Source organism: Sphingomonas sp. UBA978, from assembly GCF_002292295.1.
GTDB lineage: Bacteria > Pseudomonadota > Alphaproteobacteria > Sphingomonadales > Sphingomonadaceae > Sphingomonas.
Genome location: NZ_DBBS01000007.1, coordinates 16,237 through 37,768, shown reverse-complemented (window position 1 = coordinate 37,768; position 21,532 = coordinate 16,237). Strand labels below are relative to the sequence as shown.

The window sequence follows — 21,532 nt, the reverse complement described above, 5'->3', positions numbered from 1 at the left end:
GTCGGATGCAGGGGCATAAGCTGCACTGGTGGCAAACGCGGTGGTTCGTCGTGGCGGTGGTGATCGCCACGGTGATCCCGTTGCTGTATCCGGCGATCCCGCCGCTGGTCGACCTGCCCGGCCATATCGGGCGCTACCGCGTCCAGATCGACGGCCCGGCCTATCCGTGGCTGGCGGAATGGTATGATTTCCGCTGGTCGATGATCGGCAACCTCGGCATCGACCTGTTGATCGAACCGCTCGCGCCGGTCTTCGGGCTGGAACTGGCGGTAAAGCTGATCGTCATGGCGATCCCCGCGCTGACCGTGTCGGGGCTGCTGTGGATCGCGCGCGAGGTGCACGGCCGCATCCCCGCGACCGCCCTGTTCGCGCTGCCGCTCGCCTATGGCTATCCTTTCCAGTTCGGCTTCGTCAATTTCGCCCTGTCGATGGCGCTCGCGCTAAACTTGTTCGCCCTCTGGCTGCGCATGGGCCGCCTCGGCGCGGTGCGGCTGCGTGCGATCCTGTTCGTGCCGCTGTCCTGCGCCTTGTGGGTCTGCCACACCTTCGGCTGGGGCGTGCTCGGCATCCTCGCCTTCTCGGCCGAGATGATCCGCCAGCACGACCTGCGCAAGGACCAGCCGGACAAGACGGGATGGGGCGGCCACTGGCTGGAGAGCTGGGTGCGGGCCGGGATCGGCTGCCTGCCGCTGGCGTTGCCGTTCGCGATGATGGTGCTGTGGCGCTCGGGCGACCATGTCACCGGCAAGACGATGGACTGGTTCAACTGGCGCGCCAAGGTCGGCTGGGTCATCATGGTCCTGCGCGATCGCTGGATGGCGTTCGACCTCGCCTCGGTGACGGTGTTGTTCGTCATCCTGCTGAAGGGCGTGCGCGACGAGCGGATCGAATATTCGCGCAACCTGCTGCTGTCGGCGCTGTTCCTCAGCGCGATCTTCGTGCTGTTGCCGCGCATCGTCTTCGGATCGGCCTATGCCGACATGCGGCTGGCGCCGTTCGCGCTCGCCATCGCGCTGATCGCGCTGCGGCCGCGGCGCGGCCTATCGTTCCGCGGCGCGGCGACGCTGGCGGCGCTCGGCCTCGCCTTCTTCGGGGTGCGGCTGGCGGGCACGACGGTGAGCTACTGGCTCTACGCGAAGAATTACGACCGGACGCTCGCGGCGCTCGACCATGTGCCACAGGGCGCGCGGTTGCTGACGATGGTCGGCCGGTCGTGCCGCGACGACTGGGCCTCGACCCGGCTGGAGCATGCCGCGGGCATCGCGCTCGATCGCCGCCTTGCCTATGCCAACGACCAATGGTCGATGGCGGGCGGGCAGCTGCTGACGGTGCGCTACGTGCCCGCCGGCCGCTTCGCGCACGATCCGTCGCAACTGGTCACCGACCGGCGCTGCCGCGGCGAATGGTGGCGACCGCTCAAGGTGTCGCTCGCCTTCCTGCCGCGGCAGGCGTTCGACTATGTCTGGCTCATCAATCCCGCACCGGTCGGCCCGGAGTTCCTCACCGGCCTGACGCCGATCTGGCGCAGCGGCCGCGATGTCCTCTACCGGATCGACGACCGCACGCCCGCCGCGGTGGTGCTCGATCCCGATCTGCTGCCGCCGCGCCGGCGGCCGGTCATGCCCCCCCCTTCCTGAACGGCGCGAGTTCGCTGAGGCAGGCGTGCTCGTGCTCGACCGCGGCACGTTCGCGGACGAGGAAATCGCCGACCGCACGCCGGAAGCCCGCATCGGGGATGTAATGCGCCGACCAGGTCGGCACCGGCACATAACCGCGCGCCAGCTTGTGCTCACCCTGCGCGCCGGCCTCCACCGTCTTCAGCCCGCGCGCGATCGCGGCGTCGATCGCCTGATAATAACAGAGTTCGAAATGGAGGAACGGCACCTCCTCGGTGCAGCCCCAATAGCGACCGTACAGCGTCTCCGCGCCGATCAGGTTGAGCGCGCCGGCGATCGGATGGCCGTCGCGCTCGGCCAGGATCAGCAGCACGCGATCCCCCATCCGCTCGCCCAGCAGCGGGAAGAAGGCGCGCGTGAGATAGGGCTGGCCCCATTTGCGGCTGCCGGTGTCCTGATAGAAGGTCCAGAACGCGTCCCAATGTTCGGGCCGGATCTCCGCCCCGGTCAGGTGGCGGATCGTCAACCCCGCGACCGCCGCCTCGCGCTCCTTGCGGATCGCCTTGCGCTTGCGGCTGGCGAGCGCCCCCAGGAAATCGTCGAAGCCGGCATAGCCCTCGTTCGCCCAGTGGAATTGCGTCCCCTCGCGCACCAGCCAGCCAGCCTGTTCGAACAGCGCGACCTGATCGGGCGCGACGAAGGTCGCATGTGCGGACGACAGGCCGTGGCGGTCGGTCACCGCCTCCAGCGCCGCGATCAGCGCCGGCGCGGCGTCGGCAGCGCGCAACAGCAATCGCGGGCCGGGCACCGGGCTGAACGGCGCGGCGATCTGCAGCTTGGGATAATAGGCGCCGCCCGCCCGCTCCCAGGCATCCGCCCAGGCATGGTCGAAGACATATTCGCCCTGGCTGTGGCTCTTGGCATAGGCCGGGGCGATGCCGATCGGCACGCCGTCCGCATCGTCGACGACGATCGGGATCGGCTGCCACCCCGAGCGCCCGCCGGTGCTGCCCGACTCCTCGAGCGCGGAGAGGAAGGCATGGCTGACGAACGGATTGGCGGTGCCCGCGCAGGCGTCCCACTGGTCGGCGGGCACGGCGCGGACGCCATCGACGAGGCGGGCGGCAACGGTCGGAGAGGTCATCACCGCCGATATAGGCGCTACGATGCCGCTTGCGGAGGGGGCGGATGCGCCCCCTCCGCCGATCGGTCACGCCAGTTCGATGATCGCGTCGACCTCGACCGCCGCACCGAGCGGCAGCACCGGCACCCCGACCGCGCTGCGTGCATGCTTGCCGGCATCGCCGAACAGCGCGACCATCAGCTCCGACGCGCCGTTGGCGACCTTGGGCTGGTCGGTAAAGTTGCCGTGCGAATTGACGAACACGCCCAGCTTGACGATCCGCTTCACCCGCGACAGGTCGCCGCCGAGGTGCTTCTTCACCTGTGCGACGATCATCAGCCCGCACAATTTGGCGGCCTCCTGCCCGTCCTCCAAGGACACGCCGTCGCCCAGCCGGCCGGTGACGAGCTGGCCGTCGCGGAACGGCAGCTGCCCCGACAGGTGCAGCATGCCCCCGGCCTCGACCACCGGCACATAGGCGGCGACGGGCGCGGCGGCTTCGGGAAGCGTGAGGCCGAGCTCTTCGAGGCGGCGATCGAGATGCGTGGTCATGGCCTGTCCTTGGCTATGGAGATGCCCGGCGCTCTACCGGATCGGCGCGGGCACGCAAAGCCGCCGCTCAGTCCGCCGGCCGGCCCGCGTCGAAGCGCGCCGCGATCCAGTCCGCCGCCTCGCGCCAGTCGTCGATCCGCGCATGCGCATGCGCCGCCGGCGCGACATTGGGTGCCAGCGTCGGCTCGGACACCATGTGCAGCCGGTGGACCCCGGGGGCGTGGCGCGACACCGATTCGTGATGGACCGCCAGATCGTCGACGAACACGGTCACCGGATCGCCGTGCTCCGCGACCAGCCGCGCAACCGGATCGCCCTTGCCGCCCTGGTTGCATTCGACGCGGTGTTCGATGCCGAACGCCGCCAGCTGCTCGATCCGCGCCGTCTTGCAAGCGTCGGTGATGTTGGTGAGGATGACGATGTCCGCCCGCTCGGCGAGCCGCGCCAGCGCCTCGGCAGCGTGCGGCACCAGCGTCTGCCGGTGCATCTGCGCGGGGAAGAACCCGCCCAGCATCGCCCACATCTCCTCGCGGCTCGGCACCGCCCCGGTCGTCCGGTGGCGCATGCTATTGGCGAAATCGGCGCCATCGGGGGTGAAGTCGATATCGTGCGCCTCGCCCAGCCAGACACCGAAATGCCGGACCATATGGACCAGCACTTCATCGCAATCGGAAATCAGCAGCGGCTTCATCGGGCCTCCAGGGCAGCATGGGCGGCGACCAGCGCCTCCGGGGAAACGTTCAGCGCAGACGCGCAGGCGACGAGATCGGGCTCGTACGATTCGAGATAGCCGATGACCGCGGCGAGCACCGCCGGTTCGGCGGCGCGGGCGCGCAGGTCGTCGGGGTCGAGCCCGGTGACCGCGATCAGCCGGCTGGCGCGGTCGGGTTCGCCGATCGTCCAGACCAGCGCCTGCAATCCGAGCACGTCCGCATCGGGAAGGTTTGTATCGCGCGTGCGCATTGCTATCGTTCCGGTTTGGAAAGGTTGGTGACGCACGTGGCGAAACGGGTGCTCGTTGTCGAGGACAACGAACTCAATCTGAAGCTGTTCTGCGATCTGCTGCGCGCGCACGGCTTCGTTGCCGAGCCGGTGCGCGACGGGCGCGAGGCGGTTGCGCTCGCGCGCGAATTCGCGCCCGACCTCATCATCATGGATATCCAGATGCCGCACGTCACCGGCTACGAGCTGATCCTGGAGCTGATGGCGGACGAACAGCTGCGCACCATCCCGGTGATGGCGGTCACCGCCTACGCCGGGCGCGACGACGAGGAGCGGATCCGCGCGGCGGGCGCGCGATCCTATGTGTCGAAGCCGATCAGCCTCGCCCGGTTCATGGATGCGGTAAACGCACTGCTGTGATTCGCGGCAGGCGCGATTCCGGCCGTGCGGGCCGGACAAACCAAGGGCGGCATCCTCCGAACGAGAATACCGCCCTTGGCCCGTAGTGACGCGATACAGGGCGGCCGGAATGTCCGGTCGCCAGCCGCCGCTATGACGTCCGAAGATGAACGCAATGTGTCCGAAGCCGGGCCCGAACACGGCAACGGGAATGACCATGATACCACGTGCCGAAAGCCGCCGGCGCATGGTGCGCAGACGGCTTTCCGGCGATCGCGCAAGCAGCGACGGCGGTCATGCCGCCGCCAGAGGCTTACTTGATCTTGGTTTCCTTGAACTCGACATGCTTGCGCACGACCGGATCGTACTTGCTGAAGCTCAGCTTCTCGGTCTTGGTGCGCGGGTTCTTCTTGGTGACGTAGAAGAAGCCGGTGTCGGCAGTGCTGACGAGCTTGATCTTGACGGTAGTCGGCTTGGCCATGAGCCCTAATCCTGAAAACAAGGAGAGCGGCAGCACCAACGCCGCCGCTCGATCAGCCGCGGCGCATGGCGGAAACCCGCCGCCAAGTCAACCGCGCAACCCCCGCAAACCGCCTCTTAACCCCCCTCTTACAATTGCGGGCGCAGGTTCGCGCCTGAAAACGATGGAGCGGCACGATGGGGCGGGTGGTCGATCGCGAAATGACGATGATGGAATCGGTGCGGGCGGACCTCGCCGCGCGAATCGCCGCCATCGACGTCAAGGCACCTTATAGCGCCGCCCGCGACCTGAAGCCCGACATCGACCAGATCCGCCTGATCGCGCACCGCAACGGGCTCAACCCCGCGGTCACCGTCGCGCATTTCGTCGATTCGGCGCTGTCGCGTGGCGAACATGGCGCGCTCGTCCACGGCTGGCTGTCGGTGCTCGGCGATGCCGTGGCGTGCGAGCGGCAGGACGTACGCGCCTGCGACACCTTCGCCGCCGCCTGTTCGGTGCGGCTGGCGGGCTGACATGGATGCATTGATGGCGGCGCTGGTCGCCGCCGCTCTGGCGCAGATGGGCGACCGGCCCGCCTGGCTCGCTGCGATCCTGAGCGACCGCTATCGTGCGCCCGGCCTCGTCATCGCGATGGCCGCGCTCGCCCTGCTCGGCGCGGGGCTGCTCGCCGCCGCCGCGGGCGCGCTGCTCGCCCCGCGGCTGACGCCGGAGGCGAAACAGCTGTTCCTCGCACTCGCGCTGCTGTTCCAGGGCGGCGGCGCGCTGTTCCCGGTCAAGGCGCCCGACCGGCTGTCGCGCTGGCGGATCGGCGCCGCCGCGACCAGCTTTGTCGGGCTGTTCATTCTCGCCTTCGGCGACGGCGTGCAGTTCGTCGTGCTGGCGCTCGCCGCGCGGGCGGAACTGCCATGGCTCGCCGCGATCGGTGCGACGCTCGGTTCGCTGGCGGCGATCGCTACCGCCGCGATCCTGGGAGAGGCGGGCTGGACCGCGCTGCCGCTCGTCGCGCTGCGCCGCGGCATCGCGATCCTGTTCGCCGCCGCCGCGCTCTGGCTCGGCCTCGGCGCGCTCCGGCTGATCTAAGGCGCCTGATCCAGCCGCTCGATCAGACTGTCGGGCAAAATGCCGGGTGCGCGGTGGAGCATTTCGGCTATCGGTTCGTTGCCGCAACGATCCCTTTCCAGGAGTTTTCCATGGCAGACATCAACCCGGCGCTGAACACGCCGACCGACCTCAGCAACACGCGCACCGTCGCCGACGCGCTCAACGCCTCGCTCGCCGATTGCTATGCGCTGTATCTCAAGACCAAGAACTTCCACTGGCACGTGTCCGGCCCGCATTTCCGCGACTATCACCTGATGCTCGACGATCAGGCCACGCAGATCCTCGGCGTCACCGACGCCATCGCCGAGCGCGTTCGCAAGACCGGCAACACCACGCTCCGCTCGATCGGCGACATCAGCCGCCGCCAGACGATCGCCGACAACGACAAGGATTTCGTCGATGCCGCGTCGATGCTGGCGGAACTGCGCGAGGACAATCTGAAGCTCGTCGAATCCTTCCGCGTCGTGAAGGATGCGGCGGACGAGGCGAAGGACAATGCCACCAGCGGCATCGTCGACGAATGGACCGACCAGGCCGAGGAGCGCGCCTGGTTCCTGTTCGAGGCCAGCCGGAAAAGCTGAGGGAACCCGATGCGGCCTTCGTTCGGTTCAAGGTGGACTCGAACGAAGGACCCCTCGCCATGCTGAAGCTCGCCCTCACCTTCCTCGTCATCGGCCTCGTGCTGGGACTGCTCGGTTTCGGCGGCATCGGCGGCGCCTTCGTCGGCATCGCCAAGATCCTGTTCTTCATCGCGATCGCGCTGTTCCTGCTGTTCCTCGTCATCAGCCTGGTCGCCGGCAAGGCGGTCAAGAACGCGGTCGATTGACGCAACGAGGGGGCGGTCTCAGTGCCCCTTCAGCGTCACCAGCCAGAAGTCGGGTGGTGCGTTGACGCGGAACGGCACACCACTCGTCCCCAGCCCGGCGCCGATCACCGACGTCAGGTCGCCGCGGCGGACCAGCCCGCACATCAGTCCCGGTTGCCAGAACACGCGGGGCGCCCCGATGATCGGCAGCACGCCCTGTCCGCAATGCGTGTGCCCCGCAAACAGCACGCCGATCCCCGGCGGCACGTCCAGCGACAGGTCGGGTGAATGCGTCAGAATCACCTTCGCACCCGGTAGCGGCATCATCGCCCGTACCGTCGCGGGCAGATCGTGGTGATGGCTGAACGCATCGCCGGCGCCACCGATCGCCAGCGGCCCACGCTGTACGGCCGCATTGTCCAGCACGGTGACCCCTGCCCGTTCCAGCCCCTCCCGGATCGCCTGCGGCACCGACTGGTCGTGATTGCCGAGCACCGCCACGACGCCGAGCGGTGCCCGGAGACGCGATAACGGCGCCACCAGATCCCGCGCACCGGCCCGCGCCACCCCGTCGTCATGGCCTGCGACATAATCGCCCGCGATCATCACCAGATCGGGTCCGGCGGCATTGATCTGCGCGACGATACGCGTCAGCCGCGCCGCATCCATGGTCGCATTGCCGATATGGATATCGCTGAGCGCCGCGATCATGACCGGCTGCGCGCCACGCGGCCAGTCGGGCAACACGATCGTCGCGCGCCGCTCGACCGGATCGGCCAGCGCGTTGCGATACCACCATCCCGCCACCGCCAGGGCGATCAGGGCCAGCCCCGTCGCCATCCACCCGATCGTGCGCATGAGGCATCCGTAACGGGAGCGGATCGAACGCGCCATGCGTTCCCCCCTTCATGCACGCCTTCGCCGCGCTTCTCGATTCGCTCATCTACACCCGCGGTCGCAACGCGAAGCTGAAGCTGATCGTCGATTACCTGCACGCGACGCCCGATCCCGATCGCGGCTGGGCGATGGCGGCGCTGACCGGCGATCTAGACCTGCCCGGCGTCAAGCCGGCGCAGATTCGCGCGCTGATCGAGGCGCGGGTCGATCCCGTGCTGTTCCGGATGAGCCGCGACTATGTCGGCGACACCGCGGAAACGGTGGCGCTGCTCTGGCCCCCGCCGACCGCCGCGCCCGTCCCCACGCCTGTCGCCGCACCGCTGTCGATCAGCGCCGCGGTCGATGCGCTGCGCCACCTGTCGCGCGCCGACGCGCCCGCGGTGCTCGCCGCGATGCTCGACCGACTCGATGCCGAGGAGCGGTTCGCGCTCCTGAAGATGGCGACCGGGGGCCTGCGCATCGGCGTCTCGGCGCGCCTCGCCAAGACCGCGCTGGCGCAGGCGTTCGGCCTCGATGTGGATGCGGTCGAGGAGGTGTGGCACGGCCTGTCGCCGCCCTATGCGTCGCTGTTCGCCTGGGCGCAGGGCACCGGCGAGCAGCCGACGCCCGCCGACGTCCCCGTCTTCCGCCCGTTCATGCTCGCGCACGGGCTGGAGGATGCGCGCGTCGACCTCGCCGATTATGCCGCCGAATGGAAATGGGACGGCATCCGCGTCCAGATCGTCCATGTCGCCGGCCAGACGCGGCTCTACAGCCGCACCGGCGACGACGTCACCGGCAGCTTCCCCGATGTCGCCGCCGCCTTCACCACCCCCGGCACCGTCGACGGCGAATTGCTGGTCAAGGGCGCGGTACAGGGCGGGTCGCGCGACGCAGAGCATTTCGGCGGTGGCGGCGCCGCCAGCTTCAACGCGCTCCAGCAGCGGCTCGGCCGCAAGACCGTGTCGGCGAAGATGCTCGCCGACTATCCCGCCTTCGTCCGCCTCTACGACATCCTGCTCGACGGCGCCGAGGATGTGCGCGCGCTGCCCTGGACCGAACGCCGCGCCAGGCTGGAGGCGTTCGTCCCCCGCCTCGACCCCGACCGGTTCGACCTCAGCCAGGTGATCGCGGCAGCGAGCTTCACCGAACTCGAAGCAATCCGCGCCGGCGCGCGCGACGCCGCGATCGAGGGCGTGATGCTCAAGCGCCGCGATTCGCCCTATGTCGGCGGCCGCCGGGCCGGCCTGTGGTACAAATGGAAGCGCGATCCGCTGACCGCCGATTGCGTCATGATGTACGCGCAGCGCGGCAGCGGCCGCCGCTCATCCTATTACAGCGACTATACCTTCGGCTGCTGGACCGAGGAGGGCGAGTTGCTGCCGGTCGGCAAGGCCTATTCGGGTATCACCGACGAGGAATTGCGCATGCTCGACGGCTTCGTCCGCCGCCACACGCTCAACCGCTTCGGCCCGGTGCGCGAGGTGGAAAAGACGATGGTGCTCGAGATCGCGTTCGATTCGATCCACAGCTCGACCCGACACAAGTCCGGCATCGCCATGCGCTTCCCGCGCATCGCCCGGATCAGGACCGACAAACCCGCATCCGAGGCGGACCGGGTCGACACGCTCAAGCGGCTGGTGACCTGAACCGATGGCCCGGTTGCCGTAGCGTCGGAGCGTCACGCGATCACTGCTGGACGCGGGGCTTGATCGCTCGCATCGTCGCGCCGCCCGTGCCACCCCGTCGCGACCGAGAACCGCATGTACCATGTCGAATATGATGCGCCCGCCAACAACCTGATGCTCATCGTAAAGGGCTTCTGGACGCCGGAGGACGTCACCGCCTTTGCCGCGAACGTCGGCGTCCGGGCGCAGGAGGCCCGCGCCGTCCGGCCCGATTTCGACGTCGTCGTCGAATCGCTCGAATTTCCCGTGCAGGGCCATGCGGTCGCCGACCTGCTTACCGGGATCATGCGGGGCGGGATGCAGCTGACCAGCGGCAGGGCGGCGGTGGTCGTCGGCAGCCACCTCAACAAAGTGCAGGCCGAACGGACGCTCGTTCACCCCCGGCTGCGCGTGTTCCTGACGCTTGACGACGCCCGCCGGTGGCTGGCGGAATCGCCCGTGGCCTGCGCCGTGCCGGCGCTGCCCTGATCGTTCAGCCGGCGCGGCCGACTTCCTCGCCGATCCGGATCTCGTACACCGTCGGCCAGTATTTTCCCGTCACGAACAGGCGGTCGGTCGCCGCGTCATAGGCGATGCCGTTGGCCACCGCGTCGGGATCGGCACTGGCGATCTCCGCCACCAGCGGCCGCAGGTCGATCAGACCGTCGACCTTACCGCTCGCCGGGTCGATCCGCGCGACGAACCCCGTCATCCAGACGTTGGCGAGGATGCGCCCGCGATACACCTCCAGCTCGTTGAGCTTCTGCAACGGCCGGCCGTTCAGCGTCACCGCGATCCGGCCGCGTTCGGCGAAGCGCACCGGGTCGATCCGCCGCAGCGTCGCCGTGCCGTCGGACAGGATGATCCCCGTAGCATCGCTGGTCATGCCCCAGCCTTCGCCGGCGTAGCGGAACGGCTTGCCGCTCTGCTTCAACGCCGGCAGCGACCAGCGGAAGCCCAGCCCGGTCTTCCACGTCACGCTGAGCAGCGCATTCTGCCAGCAGGCGATGCCCTCGCCGAAAAGTTCGGTCGCGATCCAGCCCCGCGCGACGACCTTGCCGTCCGCCAGGTTGACCCGCCGGACGTCGGACGCGCCTTCCTTGCCCGTGCTCTCGTACAGCGCGCCGCCGCAGAACAGCAGCCCCTCGGTGAATGCGCCGCTATCGTGCGGAAAGCGCGCGACCACGTCGGCGGCATAGACGGGGACGCCGGCCGCGGTCGTGGCAGGCACGGCGGGCGGCGCCGCCTGCGGCGCGGTCTGCGCCACGGTCGCATGCGCCGGATGCGCGACCTGCCATCCGCCGGCACCGAGCGCGCCGACCACGGCCAGCGTCAGCAATGTCTTCACGCGATCCTCCATCCGTTCGTCCGATAGCGCGACCGGCACGATTTGTCCGCCTCAGCCTGCCGATTCGGCGGCGAAGCTTGACCGTTTTGGAAGCCCCCCCTCGTCATTGCGAGCGCAGCGAAGCAATCCAGAGCCGGACCAGGACGCCCTGGATTGCTTCGCGACGCTCGCAATGACGAGGGAGGAAAGCCACCTAGCGCCAATCGACATTCAGATAATGGCGTGCCGAAAACGGGGTTTTGCGTGACTTGGGCGCAGCGTCCGTCCGGTAATTGAGCACCGGAAGCGCGCGAAAGCGCCAGTTGCAGGCCGTCAGAACTGAATGTCGATCGGCCCCAGCACCGCCCGACCGAGTCCACGCACCCGGCCCCAAAAACGCAAAAGGCCCGGCACCGCATCTGCGGGCCGGGCCTCTTACTGACGAATCGGGAAGCTTACGCGGCCGACAGGTTCACCGCGGCGTACTTGCCGCGACGATCGACCTCGAGTTCGAACTGCAGCTTGTCGCCCTCGTTCAGGGTCGACATGCCGGCGCGCTCGACGGCCGAGATGTGCACGAACGCATCGGGCTGTCCGTCGTCGCGCTGAATGAAGCCGAAGCCCTTCATCGCGTTGAAGAACTTGACCGTGCCGGTCGCCTTCTCGCCGGTCAGCTGACGCTGCGGACCACCGGCGCCGCCAGCGGCGGGACGGGGACCACGGTCGCCGAAGCCACCTTCGCGCGGCTCGCGGGGGGCGCGCTCGGTGACGGCCATCGGCTCGCCGTCGATCTTCAGCTCGGTCGCCGAGATGCGGCCGCCGCGATCGACGAGCGTGAAGCCGAGCGGCTGGCCCTCGGCCAGTGCGCTCATGCCGGCCTGTTCGACCGCCGAGATGTGAACGAACACGTCTTCGCCGCCGTCATCGCGAACGACGAAGCCGAAGCCCTTCTGCGCGTTGAAGAACTTGACCACGCCGGTGCCCTCGCCGACGACCTGCGGGGGCATGCCGCGGCCACCGCCGCTGAAGCCGCCACCACCGCCGCCGCCGAAACCGCCGCCGCCGCCACCACGGAAGCCGCCGCCGCCGCCGCCACCGAAGCCGCCGCGATCGCCGCCGCCGAAGCTGCTGCCACCGCCGAAGCCGCCACGGTCACCGCCGCCGAAACCGCCGCCACCGAAACCGCCGCCGCCGAAGCTGCTGCCACCGCCGAAGTCGCTGCTGCCGCCGCCGAAATCATCGCGCTTGTCGCGACCACGTCCGCCACGATTGCCGCGGCCACCTTTGTCGTAACCCATAACCCTGTTCGTCTTCCCGGTTCGCCCGCAACCTATCCGTACGAGATACTCGTGCGCCGGACGACGAACGCGAGCCCTCGGGCGCCAAACCTATTGCGCCTTGGGACTCGTCATAGCGCAGAAAACAAGTCGTCGCGAACAAATTCGTCGCGGCTATTGCCCATCTCATACCGATACTTGCCGCCATGTGGCCCGTATGCCATCGAATCGCCGCGATCGTCGGAACGCTTAACCATTGAGCGCGGCGGCGTTGGCGCGTAGGGCGGCCACATGACCGTACACTTCCACGAGGAAGACCTCCCCGCCGACGTCTTCGCTCCCGGCGCCTCGATCGCCGTCGATACCGAGACGATGGGCCTCATCACCCCGCGCGACCGGCTCTGCGTCGTCCAGCTGTCCGATGGCGGCCCCGACGAACATCTGGTCCGCTTCGGCGCCGGCAGCGACTATGCCGCGCCCAACCTCAAGGCGCTGCTGAGCGACCCCGCGCGGGTCAAGCTGTACCATTACGGCCGCTTCGACATCGCCGCGCTCCAGCATTATCTCGGCATCGTCGCCGCACCGGCCTATGACACCAAGATCGCCTCGCGCCTGATCCGCACCTACACCGACCGGCACGGGCTGAAGGAGCTGGTCCGCGAACTGCTCGGGCAGGAACTCAGCAAGCAACAGCAATCGTCGGACTGGGGCGCGCCCGAACTGTCGGACGCGCAGAAGGATTATGCCGCCAGCGACGTCCGCTTCCTCCATCGCCTGCAGGCGGAGCTCGACCGGCGGCTGGCGCGCGAGGGCCGCACCGCGATCGCGCAGGCGTGCTTCGACTTCCTGCCGACCCGCGCCGCGCTCGACCTCGCCGGCTGGCCAGAGATCGACATCTTCGCCCATGCCTGAGTCGCGCCGGTGAGCTCCGCCGTCGCGGACCGCGTGCGCTCGGCACGCCAGCGCTGGGCCGCGCCCGGCGGCCGGCACGACCGGTTCGTCGCGCTGCTCAACACCGGCCTGCCGGTCGGCATCGGCGTGCTCGCCGCCTTCCTCGTGATGGCGCCGCTGACTGCGGGCAACGAGGTGTCCTTCGTCCTCGACAAGAACAAGGTCGAGGTGGCGAAGGAGCGGATGAAGCTGCAGGCCGCCACCTATCGCGGTCAGGACGACAAGGGGCAGGCGTTCGCGCTCAATGCCGGATCGGCGGTGCAGCAGAGCAGCAGTGTGCCGGTCGTGCAGATCAACGGCATGGCCGCCGATCTCGCGCTGCAGGACGGCCCGGCGACGCTGCGCGCCAATCAGGGGCGCTACGACCTCAACACCGAACAGATGAAGGTCGACGGCCCGATCGCCTTCCGCGCCGCCAACGGCTATCGCCTCGACACCAGCGATGCGACGATCGATCTCAAGTCCAAGACGATGAACAGCCAGGGCAAGGTCACCGGCACCGTGCCGCAGGGCAATTTCAGCGCGAACACGCTCAGCGCCGACCTCGAGGGGCGGACCGTGCGGCTCAGCGGCAATGCCCGCTTGCGGTTCGTGCCGCGAGGGACGAAATAGCGCATCATGCGCTTGCCCCTTTTCCTCGCCCTGCTGTTCACCGCCCTGTTGCCCGTCGGCACGCCGCTGGCGGCGCAGACCGCGCACAATTCGAACGCGCCGATCGACTTCGGCGCCGACAACATCGAATTGCAGGACAAGGCGAATCGCGCGGTGCTGTCGGGCAGCGTGTCGGTGAAGCAGGCGGAGATGACGCTCAACGCCGCGCGGATGACCGTCAGCTATACCGGGCAGGTCGTCGGCGGCAATCCGCAGGTGTCGCGACTCGACGCCAGCGGCGGCGTCACCGTCCGCCGGCCGGACCAGACCGCCAAGAGCCAGTTCGCGATCTACGATCTCAACCGCCGCGTCATCACCATGCTCGGTGCGGTGACGCTGACGCAGGGCGGCAACACCGTCAACGGCGGCCGGCTGACGATCAACCTCGATACCGGCCGCGCCGTGATCGACGGATCGTCGGTACGCGGGTCGAGCGGCGCGACCGGCGGCGCCACCACGGCGGCACCGGGCGGCCGCGTCACCGGCACCTTCTCCGTTCCGAAGCGCGACTGACCCTTTCCCGAATCCATCGCCTCGTCATCGCCGCCTGAGCGGGGATGACGTCCCTTTGTGGCGGACGGGAGCCACGATCCACCGAAACAGGGCTTCCCTCGCGCCCTCCCGCGCGCCATGACGCACCGACATGCACGAACCCTGCCAAGGCAGGGCTTCGGTAACCCATTGCTGCGAGGCATCACGCCCATGGACGCCGCCGTTTCCGACCTGCAGACCGCCGAGGCGATTCACGAAGCGCCGGTCAGCCGCGGGTTGCAGGCGATCTCGATCGCCAAATCCTACGACAAGCGCGTCGTCCTCACCGACGTCTCGGTGTCGGTCGACCGCGGCGAGGTCGTCGGCCTGCTCGGCCCCAACGGCGCCGGCAAGACGACCTGCTTCTACTCGGTGATGGGACTGGTGAAGCCCGATTCCGGCCGGATCATGCTCGACGGCGAGGATATCACCAAACTGCCGATGTATCGCCGCGCGATCCTCGGTCTGGGCTACCTGCCGCAGGAAACCAGCATCTTCCGCGGCCTGTCGATCGAGAAGAACATCGCCTCGGTGCTCGAACTGTCCGAACCCGATGCGGCGGCACGGCCCGCAAAGCTCGACAAGCTGCTCGACGAATTCGGCCTTACCCGCCTGCGCGCCTCGCCGGCGATGGCGCTGTCGGGCGGCGAGCGCCGCCGCGCCGAGATCGCCCGCGCGCTCGCCGCGGATCCGTCGATCATGCTGCTCGACGAACCCTTCGCCGGCATCGACCCGATCTCGATCGCCGACATCCGCGATCTGGTGAAGGACCTCAAGCGCCGCGACATCGGCGTACTCATCACCGATCACAACGTCCGCGAAACGCTCGACATCGTCGACCGCGCCTACATCATCTACGATGGCCGCGTGCTCTTCGCGGGCAGCCCCGAGGAACTGGTCGCCGACGCCAACGTCCGCCGCCTGTACCTCGGCGAGGGCTTCTCGCTGTAGAGTGATGCGGAAAGACTTCGCCTTCCACCCCTCTCCCACCGGGAGAGGGGCAAGCCCCGGAGGGGCGCGGGGTGAGGGCAGGTGCGACGCACTGTCCGTATCGCCCCTCACCCGTCCGCCGCTTTCTGTGGCTCCCTCCCTCTCCCGTCGGGAGAGGGGCATTTGAGCCTCGCCCCGCGCCTCGACATCCGCCAGTCGCAATCGCTGGTGATGACGCCGCAGCTGCAGCAGGCGATCAAGCTGCTCGCGCTGTCCAACCTCGAGATCGAGGGCTTCATCGCCGAAGAGGTCGAGAAGAACCCGCTGCTCGAGGCGGCGCAGACCGACGAGGTGATTCGCCCCGAACGCGTCGAGCGCGAAGAGCCGGCGGGCTGCGACGACCTGATCGGCGGCACCGCCACCGCCGAGCCGATCGACGTCGATTATGCGACCGAAAGCCACCAGCAGGACAGCGTCGCCGATGGCGGCGGCGGCTTCGACGGCGCCTTGTCGATGACTGGCGGCAATAGCGGCAGCGGGTCGGGCGGCGAGGATCTCGATTTCGATTCGTTCGCACAGGCCGACGGCACGCTCGCCGACCATCTGCTCGCCCAGGCGGGTGCGGTGGTCGACGGCGCGGACTGGTTCATCGCCCAGCATCTGATCGACCAGATCGACGAGGCGGGCTATCTGACCGTGCCGCTGCTCGACATCGCCAACCGGCTCGGCACGTCGCTGTCGCGGGTGGAGCAGGTCCTGTCGCGCATCCAGACGCTCGATCCGACCGGCGTCGGCGCGCGCGACCTCGCCGAATGCATCGCGTTGCAGGCGAAGGAGGCGGACCGCTACGATCCCTGCATGGCGCGGCTGATCGACAATCTCGACCTGCTCGCGCGCGGCGAGCTGACGCGGCTGAAGCGGATGTGCGGCGTCGACGACGAGGATATGGCGGACATGATCCGCGAGCTGCGCGGCTACGATCCCAAGCCCGGCTGCCGCTACGGCGGCGAACCCGCGCTGGCGGTGACGCCCGACCTGTTCGTCGCAAAGACCAAGACCGGCTGGGGCATCGAACTCAACGCCGCCACCCTGCCCCGCGTGCTGGTCAACCGTCGCTATTATCACGAGCTCAGCCACGGTCCGCAGGACAAGGCGAGCAAGGCGTGGCTGTCCGATGCGCTCGCATCGGCCAACTGGCTCATCAAGGCGCTGGACCAGCGCCAGCGCACGATCATCAAGGTCGCCGCCGAGATCGTGAAGCAGCAGGAGGCGTTCTTCCTGAAGGGCGTCGCCCATCTCAAGCCGATGACGCTCGCCCGCGTCGCCGACGCGATCGAGATGCACGAATCGACCGTCAGCCGCGTCACCAGCAACAAATATCTCAGCTGCGCACGCGGCGTCTTCGAGCTGAAATATTTCTTCACCAGCGCGATTCAGGCGGCCGACGGTGGCGACGCGGTCTCGGCCGAAGCGGTCAAGAGCGCGATCCGCGCGCTGATCGCCGGCGAGGGCGCCAAGATCCTGTCCGATGACACTCTGGTCGAACTGTTGCAGGCCAAAGGCTTCGACATCGCCCGCCGCACCGTCGCCAAATATCGCGAGGCGATGGGGATCGGCAGCTCGGTCCAGCGCCGCCGCGCGCGCACGCTGGAGGGCGCATGATTTCCCGCCGCACCACGCTCGCCGCCCTCGCCGCGCTGGCGCTGACCGGCGCGGCGAAGCCCGCGACGCTGACCGTCATGACCTTCAACGTACGCCTGCCCAATCCGGGCGACGGCGCCAACGTCTGGCCCAACCGCCGCGCGCTGTTCGCGCAAACCGTCGCCGCCGCCGATCCCGACCTGTTCGGGACGCAGGAGCTGTTCCGGAGCCAGGGCGACGACATCGTCCGCGCGCTGCCCCGCTATCGCTGGTTCGGCCGCGACCGGCGTGGCGGCCATGGCGACGAGCATATGGGCATCTTCTACCGCCCCGACCGGCTGACGCTGCTCGCACAGGGCGATTTCTGGCTGTCCGACACGCCCGACGTGCCCGGCAGCATCAGCTGGGGCCACCCGCTGCCGCGCATGGTCACATGGGGCCGCTTCCGGACACGCGACGGCCGCCGCTTCGTCCTGCTCGACACCCATTTCCCCTATCGCGCCGAGGACGAACCCGCCCGCGAAAAGGCCGCCCGCCTGATCGTCGCGCGCCTGCCCGCCATTGCCGGCACGGACCCGGTCGTGCTGACCGGCGACTTCAACACCACCCCCGACACCCCGACCCACGCCACGCTGACGGCATCGCTGCAGGACGTGTGGCAGGCGGTCGCCGCCCCGCAGGGCCCGGCCCTCACCTTCCACGACTTCACCGGCACGCCCGACCGCCGCATCGACTGGATCCTCACCCGCGGCTTCCGCCCGCTGACCGTGGAAACGATCACCAGCCACGATGGCGCGCGCTATCCCTCCGACCATTTCCCGGTGGTGGCCAAGCTCGGCTTCGAAGAGAATTGATCCTCGCGAAGACGCAAAGGCGCGAAGAAAAGGTGATCGCGCGTACGCGCTAAAAAAAACTGCGTCCACGCAGCGGCCCTGCCCATTCCCATCAGTTATCGTCCGAGGCGGCAGCGGCAAACCCGCCCGTCCTCCGCGTTCTCCGCGCCTCCGCGCGCACCACATCTTTGCGTCTTCGCGCCTTCGCGTGAATCCATCACTCCCCGGGCTCCCCCCTCAATCGTCCTCATCCTCGAACCCCACCAGCGCCAGCGCGCGCGCCTTGATCTGGCGGGTCATGCACCAGTGGACCAGCGCCTCCTCGCGCCCGTGCGTCACCCACACCTCCCTGGGCGCGATCTCCGACAGCGTGTCGGTCAGTTCGTCCCAGTCGGCATGATCGGACAGGATCAGCGGCAGCTCGACGTTCTTCTGCCGCGCCCGTTGCCGCACCCGCATCCACCCGCTCGCCATTGCGGTGATCGGGTCGGGCAGTCGCCGCGACCAGCGGTCGTTGAGCGCGCCGGGCGGGCACATCACGACATGCCCCGCCATGTCCGCCTTCTTCGCCTCCGCCACCGGCAACAGCTCGCCCAGCCGCACGCCATGTTCGGCATAGAGGTCGCACAGACGCTGCAACGCGCCATGGATATAGATCGGCGCCTCATGCCCCCGTGCGCGCAGTTCCGCGATCACCCGCTGCGCCTTGCCCAGGGCATAGGCGCCGACCAGCACGCAGCGATCGGGATTGGCGTGCAGCCGCGCGATCAGCTTGTCGATCTCGTCTCCCGTGTCCGGATGCCGGAACACCGGCAAGGCAAAGGTCGCCTCGGTCACGAACACGTCGCATTTCACCGGCTCGAACGGCGCGCAGGTCGGGTCCGGCCGCCGCTTATAGTCGCCCGACACCACCACGCGCTCGTCGCGATAGTCGAGCACGATCTGTGCCGATCCCAGCACATGGCCCGCCGGCACGAAGCCGACCGTCACGTCGCCCATCCGCATCGCCTCGCCATAGCCGACCGGATGGCCCGCCTGCTCGCCATAGCGCGCATCCATGATCGCCAGCGTCTCGGGCGTCGCCCATACCGCGCCATGGCCGCCGCGGGCATGATCGGCATGGCCATGCGTCACCAGCGCGCGCGCCTCGGGCTCCGACGGGTCGATCCACGCGTCGGCGGGCTTCACATAGATGCCGTGCGGATGCGGTTCCAGCCAGTCGCCCAATCGTGCCATGCTACCTATATGGTTGGGATGCTGGTCGGTTCCCGTTCACCCTCACCCCTTCGCGCCGCCGGCGCTCTTCCCCTCTCCCATCGGGCGAGGGGCAAGGCGGCAGCATTGCCGCGGGGTGAGGGTGACGACGCATGACCGATCTCCCCCCACCCCTCGCCGACTGGTTCGCCGCCCGCGGCTGGCGACCGCGCCGCCACCAGCTCGACATGCTCCGCGAAGGCCGCGCCGGTCGGCACGCCTTGCTCGTCGCCACCACCGGCGCGGGCAAGACGCTCGCCGGCTTCCTGCCGACGCTGACCGAATTGATCGAGGCCCCGACCGAGGGCCTCCACACGCTCTACGTCTCGCCGCTGAAGGCGCTCGCGGTCGACATCCAGCGCAACCTCGTCACCCCGATCGACGAGATGGGCCTCACGCTGCGCGTCGAAACGCGCACCGGCGACACGCCATCGGATCGCAAGGCGCGCCAGCGCGTCCGGCCGCCGCAGATCCTGCTGACCACGCCCGAATCGCTGTCGCTGCTGCTCAGCTATCCCGACAGCGTCACCATGTTCGAAGGGTTGCGGACGATCGTCGTCGACGAGGTCCATGCCTTCGCCACCGGCAAGCGCGGCGACCTGCTCTCGCTGTGCATGGCGCGGCTCCAGCGGATCAGCCCCGGCCTGCGCCGCGTCGCGCTCTCCGCCACGGTTGCCGACAGCGACGGCTATCGCGCCTGGCTCGCCCCCGACGGCGACATCGATCAGGTCGCGATGGTGCAGGGCGAGGCGGGCGCCGATCCGAACATCGCGATCCTGCTGCCCGAGGGCCGCGTGCCCTGGTCGGGCCATTCCGGGCGCTACGCCGCCGAACAGGTGATGGCGGAGATCGAGACGCACAGGACCTCGATCATCTTCTGCAACACCCGCAGCCTCGCCGAGCTGATCTTCCAGGACCTGTGGAAGGTGAACACGCTGTCGCTCCCGATCGGCGTCCACCACGGCAGCCTCGCGCTGGAGGCGCGCCGCAAGGTCGAAGGCGCGATGGCCTCCGGCCGGCTGCGCGCGCTCGTCGCCACCGCCAGCCTCGACCTCGGCGTCGACTGGGGCGACGTCGATTGCGTCATCCAGATGGGCGCGCCCAAGGGTTCCTCGCGCCTGCTCCAGCGGATCGGCCGCGCCAACCATCGACTCGACGAGGCGTCGGAGGCGATCGTGGTCCCCGGCAACCGTTTCGAATATCTGGAGGCGCGCGCCGCGCTCGACGCGGTCGAGGCGGGCGAGCTCGATCCCGACCTGTTTCGCCCCGGCGCGCTCGACGTGCTCGCGCAGCACGTCATGGCGATGGCCTGCGCCGCGCCCTTCGATCAAGCCGCCCTGCTCGACGAGGTGCGCTCCGCCCTGCCCTATTCCGCGCTCACCGCCGAGACGTTCGACCGCGTCCTCGGCTTCATCCGCGACGGCGGTTACAGCCTCAAGGCCTATGACCGGTTCAAGCGGCTGACGCAGGAGGCGGACGGCCTGTGGCGGGTCAGCCACCCCAAATTCGTGACGCAGCACCGCCTCAACGCCGGCATCATCGTCGAATCGACAATGCTCAACGTCCGATTCCGCAACGGCCGCGCCCTGGGCAAGGTCGAGGAAGGCTTCGCCGCCCAGCTCTCCCCCGGCGACACCTTCTTCTTCGCCGGCCTGAGTTGCGAGGTGCAGAAGATCGACACCGAGGACCTCATCGTCCGCGCCTCGTCGAAACCGGCGCGCATCCCGACCTACGGCGGATCGCGGATGCCGCTGTCGACCAACCTCGCCGATCGCGTTCGCGGCTTCCTTGCAGAGCCCGGACAGTGGGCGCGCTTCCCCGACGACGTGCGCGAATGGCTCGAATTCCAGGCGAAGCGCTCCGCCCTCCCCCGTCCCGGCCAGCTGCTGGTCGAAACCTTCCCGCGCGAAGGCCGCCATTACATGGTCGCCTACAGCTTCGAAGGGTGGAACGCGCATCAGTCGCTCGGCATGCTCATCACCCGCCGCATGGAGGCGGAGGGGCTCAAACCGCTGGGCTTCGTCGCCAACGATTATGCGCTCGCGGTCTACGGAATCGACAAGATCACCGACCCCGCGGCGCTGTTCAGCCCCGACATCCTCGAACATGAATTCGTCGACTGGGTGCAGCAATCGCACCTGCTCAAGCGCGCCTTCCGCGAGGTCGCGGTGATCGGCGGCCTCGTCGAACGCCAGCACCCCGGCAAGCGCAAGACCGGGCGACAGGTCACCTTCTCGACCGACCTGATCTACGACGTGCTGCGCAAATACGAACCCTCCCACCTGCTGCTGCAGGCCGCATGGGACGACGCCCGCGCCCGCATGACCGATGTCGGCCGCCTCGCCGGCCTGCTCGACCGCGCCGCCGAAACGATGCTCCACGTCGACCTCGACCGGGTGACGCCGCTCGCCGTCCCCGTCCTGACCCTCATCGGCCGCGAGAAGGTCTCGACCGGCAGCGCCGACGACCACCTCCTGATCGAAGCGGAAGCGCTGGCCGCCGAAGCGATGACCCTCGACTAGCCGCCTGACAAGGAAAGTTGATTCACGCGAAGCCGCAAAGACACGAAGAGAGA

Annotated in this window: 24 protein-coding genes; 15 read left to right on the top strand and 9 right to left on the bottom strand. The window is 68.6% G+C overall.

Going from position 1 to position 21,532, the window contains the following annotated elements; translation table 11 throughout:
- The first annotated feature begins 5 nt into the window (after positions 1 to 5).
- Positions 6 to 1,637 (top strand): hypothetical protein, encoded by a 1,632-nt coding sequence (locus B2515_RS03420; RefSeq protein WP_293873715.1) that lies wholly within the window; start codon positions 6 to 8, stop codon positions 1,635 to 1,637.
- On the opposite strand, the gene B2515_RS03415 is transcribed toward B2515_RS03420, so the two are convergent.
- The 4 genes from B2515_RS03415 to B2515_RS03400 all read right to left on the bottom strand — a co-directional run bounded on the left by B2515_RS03415 (position 1,618) and on the right by B2515_RS03400 (position 4,254).
- Positions 1,618 to 2,760, bottom strand: a complete 1,143-nt coding sequence (locus B2515_RS03415; protein ID WP_293873714.1) for a GNAT family N-acetyltransferase — start codon at positions 2,758 to 2,760, stop codon at positions 1,618 to 1,620. The two genes, B2515_RS03420 and B2515_RS03415, sit on opposite strands and share 20 nt — an antisense overlap.
- Before the next feature lie 66 nt (positions 2,761 to 2,826).
- Positions 2,827 to 3,291, bottom strand: a complete 465-nt coding sequence (locus B2515_RS03410) for a RidA family protein (protein WP_293873713.1) — start codon at positions 3,289 to 3,291, stop codon at positions 2,827 to 2,829.
- A gap of 67 nt (positions 3,292 to 3,358) precedes the next feature.
- Positions 3,359 to 3,982: an HAD family hydrolase gene (locus B2515_RS03405; RefSeq protein ID WP_293873712.1), complete on the bottom strand. Its 624-nt coding sequence runs from the start codon at positions 3,980 to 3,982 to the stop codon at positions 3,359 to 3,361.
- Entirely contained in the window at positions 3,979 to 4,254 is a 276-nt protein-coding gene (locus B2515_RS03400; RefSeq protein ID WP_293873710.1) for a DUF3572 domain-containing protein, read from the bottom strand. The genes B2515_RS03405 and B2515_RS03400 overlap by 4 nt, the downstream gene beginning before the upstream one ends.
- Positions 4,255 to 4,290: 36 nt before the next feature.
- Here B2515_RS03400 and B2515_RS03395 point away from each other — a divergent pair, with 36 nt between their 5' ends.
- Positions 4,291 to 4,653, top strand: coding sequence for a response regulator (locus tag B2515_RS03395; protein ID WP_293873708.1), 363 nt, complete (start codon positions 4,291 to 4,293; stop codon positions 4,651 to 4,653).
- Between the two features lie 292 nt (positions 4,654 to 4,945).
- Here B2515_RS03395 and rpmG read toward each other — a convergent pair whose 3' ends face one another.
- Positions 4,946 to 5,113 (bottom strand): 50S ribosomal protein L33, encoded by a 168-nt coding sequence (gene rpmG / locus B2515_RS03390; RefSeq protein WP_254289072.1) that lies wholly within the window; start codon positions 5,111 to 5,113, stop codon positions 4,946 to 4,948.
- A 176-nt stretch (positions 5,114 to 5,289) separates the two neighbouring features.
- Between rpmG and B2515_RS03385 the strand changes: the two genes are divergently transcribed.
- The 4 genes from B2515_RS03385 (at position 5,290) to B2515_RS03370 (ending at position 7,040) form a co-directional block, all read left to right on the top strand.
- A complete protein-coding gene (locus tag B2515_RS03385) occupies positions 5,290 to 5,625 on the top strand; it encodes a hypothetical protein (protein WP_293873706.1) in 336 nt (111 codons plus the stop codon).
- Between the two features lies 1 nt (position 5,626).
- On the top strand, positions 5,627 to 6,193 hold the full coding sequence (locus tag B2515_RS03380) for a TMEM165/GDT1 family protein (protein WP_293873704.1): 567 nt from the start codon (positions 5,627 to 5,629) through the stop codon (positions 6,191 to 6,193).
- Positions 6,194 to 6,303: 110 nt separating this feature from the next.
- Entirely contained in the window at positions 6,304 to 6,795 is a 492-nt protein-coding gene (locus B2515_RS03375) for a Dps family protein (RefSeq protein ID WP_293873702.1), read from the top strand.
- 59 nt (positions 6,796 to 6,854) lie between these two features.
- Positions 6,855 to 7,040, top strand: a complete 186-nt coding sequence (locus tag B2515_RS03370) for a DUF1328 family protein (protein ID WP_293873700.1) — start codon at positions 6,855 to 6,857, stop codon at positions 7,038 to 7,040.
- A gap of 18 nt (positions 7,041 to 7,058) precedes the next feature.
- Here B2515_RS03370 and B2515_RS03365 read toward each other — a convergent pair whose 3' ends face one another.
- A complete protein-coding gene (locus tag B2515_RS03365) occupies positions 7,059 to 7,877 on the bottom strand; it encodes a metallophosphoesterase (RefSeq protein WP_293873698.1) in 819 nt (272 codons plus the stop codon).
- A 50-nt stretch (positions 7,878 to 7,927) separates the two neighbouring features.
- On the opposite strand from B2515_RS03365, the gene B2515_RS03360 reads away from it, so the two are divergent.
- Entirely contained in the window at positions 7,928 to 9,544 is a 1,617-nt protein-coding gene (locus B2515_RS03360; RefSeq protein ID WP_293873696.1) for a cisplatin damage response ATP-dependent DNA ligase, read from the top strand.
- A 114-nt stretch (positions 9,545 to 9,658) separates the two neighbouring features.
- Positions 9,659 to 10,051 carry a hypothetical protein gene (locus tag B2515_RS03355; protein ID WP_293873694.1) on the top strand — a complete coding sequence of 131 codons (393 nt, stop codon included), beginning with the start codon at positions 9,659 to 9,661 and terminating at the stop codon, positions 10,049 to 10,051.
- Positions 10,052 to 10,055: 4 nt separating this feature from the next.
- Here B2515_RS03355 and B2515_RS03350 read toward each other — a convergent pair whose 3' ends face one another.
- The gene (locus B2515_RS03350; RefSeq protein ID WP_293873692.1) at positions 10,056 to 10,949 is read right to left on the bottom strand and encodes a glutaminyl-peptide cyclotransferase; all 894 of its coding nucleotides are present in this window, start codon (positions 10,947 to 10,949) and stop codon (positions 10,056 to 10,058) included.
- Between the two features lie 395 nt (positions 10,950 to 11,344).
- Positions 11,345 to 12,187 (bottom strand): cold-shock protein, encoded by an 843-nt coding sequence (locus tag B2515_RS03345; protein WP_293873690.1) that lies wholly within the window; start codon positions 12,185 to 12,187, stop codon positions 11,345 to 11,347.
- Between the two features lie 270 nt (positions 12,188 to 12,457).
- On the opposite strand from B2515_RS03345, the gene B2515_RS03340 reads away from it, so the two are divergent.
- From B2515_RS03340 to B2515_RS03315, 6 genes are all read left to right on the top strand, one after another.
- A complete protein-coding gene (locus B2515_RS03340; protein WP_293873688.1) occupies positions 12,458 to 13,078 on the top strand; it encodes a ribonuclease D in 621 nt (206 codons plus the stop codon).
- A gap of 9 nt (positions 13,079 to 13,087) precedes the next feature.
- Positions 13,088 to 13,729, top strand: a complete 642-nt coding sequence (gene lptC / locus B2515_RS03335; RefSeq protein ID WP_293873685.1) for an LPS export ABC transporter periplasmic protein LptC — start codon at positions 13,088 to 13,090, stop codon at positions 13,727 to 13,729.
- Positions 13,730 to 13,735: 6 nt separating this feature from the next.
- Positions 13,736 to 14,281 carry an LptA/OstA family protein gene (locus B2515_RS03330; protein ID WP_293873683.1) on the top strand — a complete coding sequence of 182 codons (546 nt, stop codon included), beginning with the start codon at positions 13,736 to 13,738 and terminating at the stop codon, positions 14,279 to 14,281.
- A 189-nt stretch (positions 14,282 to 14,470) separates the two neighbouring features.
- Complete coding sequence (lptB, locus tag B2515_RS03325; protein WP_293873681.1) at positions 14,471 to 15,250, top strand: LPS export ABC transporter ATP-binding protein; 780 nt, start codon at positions 14,471 to 14,473, stop codon at positions 15,248 to 15,250.
- 162 nt (positions 15,251 to 15,412) lie between these two features.
- Positions 15,413 to 16,891 carry an RNA polymerase factor sigma-54 gene (rpoN, locus tag B2515_RS03320; RefSeq protein WP_293873678.1) on the top strand — a complete coding sequence of 493 codons (1,479 nt, stop codon included), beginning with the start codon at positions 15,413 to 15,415 and terminating at the stop codon, positions 16,889 to 16,891.
- Positions 16,888 to 17,724 (top strand): endonuclease/exonuclease/phosphatase family protein, encoded by an 837-nt coding sequence (locus tag B2515_RS03315; protein WP_293873676.1) that lies wholly within the window; start codon positions 16,888 to 16,890, stop codon positions 17,722 to 17,724. The genes rpoN and B2515_RS03315 overlap by 4 nt, the downstream gene beginning before the upstream one ends.
- Before the next feature lie 216 nt (positions 17,725 to 17,940).
- On the opposite strand, the gene B2515_RS03310 is transcribed toward B2515_RS03315, so the two are convergent.
- Positions 17,941 to 18,939 carry a ligase-associated DNA damage response exonuclease gene (locus B2515_RS03310; protein WP_293873674.1) on the bottom strand — a complete coding sequence of 333 codons (999 nt, stop codon included), beginning with the start codon at positions 18,937 to 18,939 and terminating at the stop codon, positions 17,941 to 17,943.
- A 131-nt stretch (positions 18,940 to 19,070) separates the two neighbouring features.
- Between B2515_RS03310 and B2515_RS03305 the strand changes: the two genes are divergently transcribed.
- The gene (locus tag B2515_RS03305; protein WP_293873672.1) at positions 19,071 to 21,479 is read left to right on the top strand and encodes a ligase-associated DNA damage response DEXH box helicase; all 2,409 of its coding nucleotides are present in this window, start codon (positions 19,071 to 19,073) and stop codon (positions 21,477 to 21,479) included.
- Positions 21,480 to 21,532: the final 53 nt, after the last annotated feature.

Bases quoted from the DNA above. Each gene is read 5' to 3' on its own strand.
- B2515_RS03360 (WP_293873696.1), top strand. From the start codon at position 7,928: ATGCACGCCTTCGCCGCGCTTCTCGATTCGCTCATCTACACCCGCGGT.
- B2515_RS03315 (WP_293873676.1), top strand. From the start codon at position 16,888: ATGATTTCCCGCCGCACCACGCTCGCCGCCCTCGCCGCGCTGGCGCTG.
- B2515_RS03420 (WP_293873715.1), top strand. From the start codon at position 6: ATGCAGGGGCATAAGCTGCACTGGTGGCAAACGCGGTGGTTCGTCGTG.
- lptB (WP_293873681.1), top strand. From the start codon at position 14,471: ATGGACGCCGCCGTTTCCGACCTGCAGACCGCCGAGGCGATTCACGAA.
- B2515_RS03410 (WP_293873713.1), bottom strand. From the start codon at position 3,291: ATGACCACGCATCTCGATCGCCGCCTCGAAGAGCTCGGCCTCACGCTT.
- B2515_RS03370 (WP_293873700.1), top strand. From the start codon at position 6,855: ATGCTGAAGCTCGCCCTCACCTTCCTCGTCATCGGCCTCGTGCTGGGA.
- B2515_RS03310 (WP_293873674.1), bottom strand. From the start codon at position 18,939: ATGGCACGATTGGGCGACTGGCTGGAACCGCATCCGCACGGCATCTAT.
- B2515_RS03400 (WP_293873710.1), bottom strand. From the start codon at position 4,254: ATGCGCACGCGCGATACAAACCTTCCCGATGCGGACGTGCTCGGATTG.
- B2515_RS03415 (WP_293873714.1), bottom strand. From the start codon at position 2,760: ATGACCTCTCCGACCGTTGCCGCCCGCCTCGTCGATGGCGTCCGCGCC.
- B2515_RS03345 (WP_293873690.1), bottom strand. From the start codon at position 12,187: ATGGGTTACGACAAAGGTGGCCGCGGCAATCGTGGCGGACGTGGTCGC.
- B2515_RS03330 (WP_293873683.1), top strand. From the start codon at position 13,736: ATGCGCTTGCCCCTTTTCCTCGCCCTGCTGTTCACCGCCCTGTTGCCC.
- B2515_RS03375 (WP_293873702.1), top strand. From the start codon at position 6,304: ATGGCAGACATCAACCCGGCGCTGAACACGCCGACCGACCTCAGCAAC.
- B2515_RS03305 (WP_293873672.1), top strand. From the start codon at position 19,071: ATGACCGATCTCCCCCCACCCCTCGCCGACTGGTTCGCCGCCCGCGGC.
- B2515_RS03365 (WP_293873698.1), bottom strand. From the start codon at position 7,877: ATGCGCACGATCGGGTGGATGGCGACGGGGCTGGCCCTGATCGCCCTG.
- B2515_RS03380 (WP_293873704.1), top strand. From the start codon at position 5,627: ATGGATGCATTGATGGCGGCGCTGGTCGCCGCCGCTCTGGCGCAGATG.
- B2515_RS03340 (WP_293873688.1), top strand. From the start codon at position 12,458: ATGACCGTACACTTCCACGAGGAAGACCTCCCCGCCGACGTCTTCGCT.
- rpmG (WP_254289072.1), bottom strand. From the start codon at position 5,113: ATGGCCAAGCCGACTACCGTCAAGATCAAGCTCGTCAGCACTGCCGAC.
- B2515_RS03405 (WP_293873712.1), bottom strand. From the start codon at position 3,982: ATGAAGCCGCTGCTGATTTCCGATTGCGATGAAGTGCTGGTCCATATG.
- B2515_RS03355 (WP_293873694.1), top strand. From the start codon at position 9,659: ATGTACCATGTCGAATATGATGCGCCCGCCAACAACCTGATGCTCATC.
- B2515_RS03385 (WP_293873706.1), top strand. From the start codon at position 5,290: ATGGGGCGGGTGGTCGATCGCGAAATGACGATGATGGAATCGGTGCGG.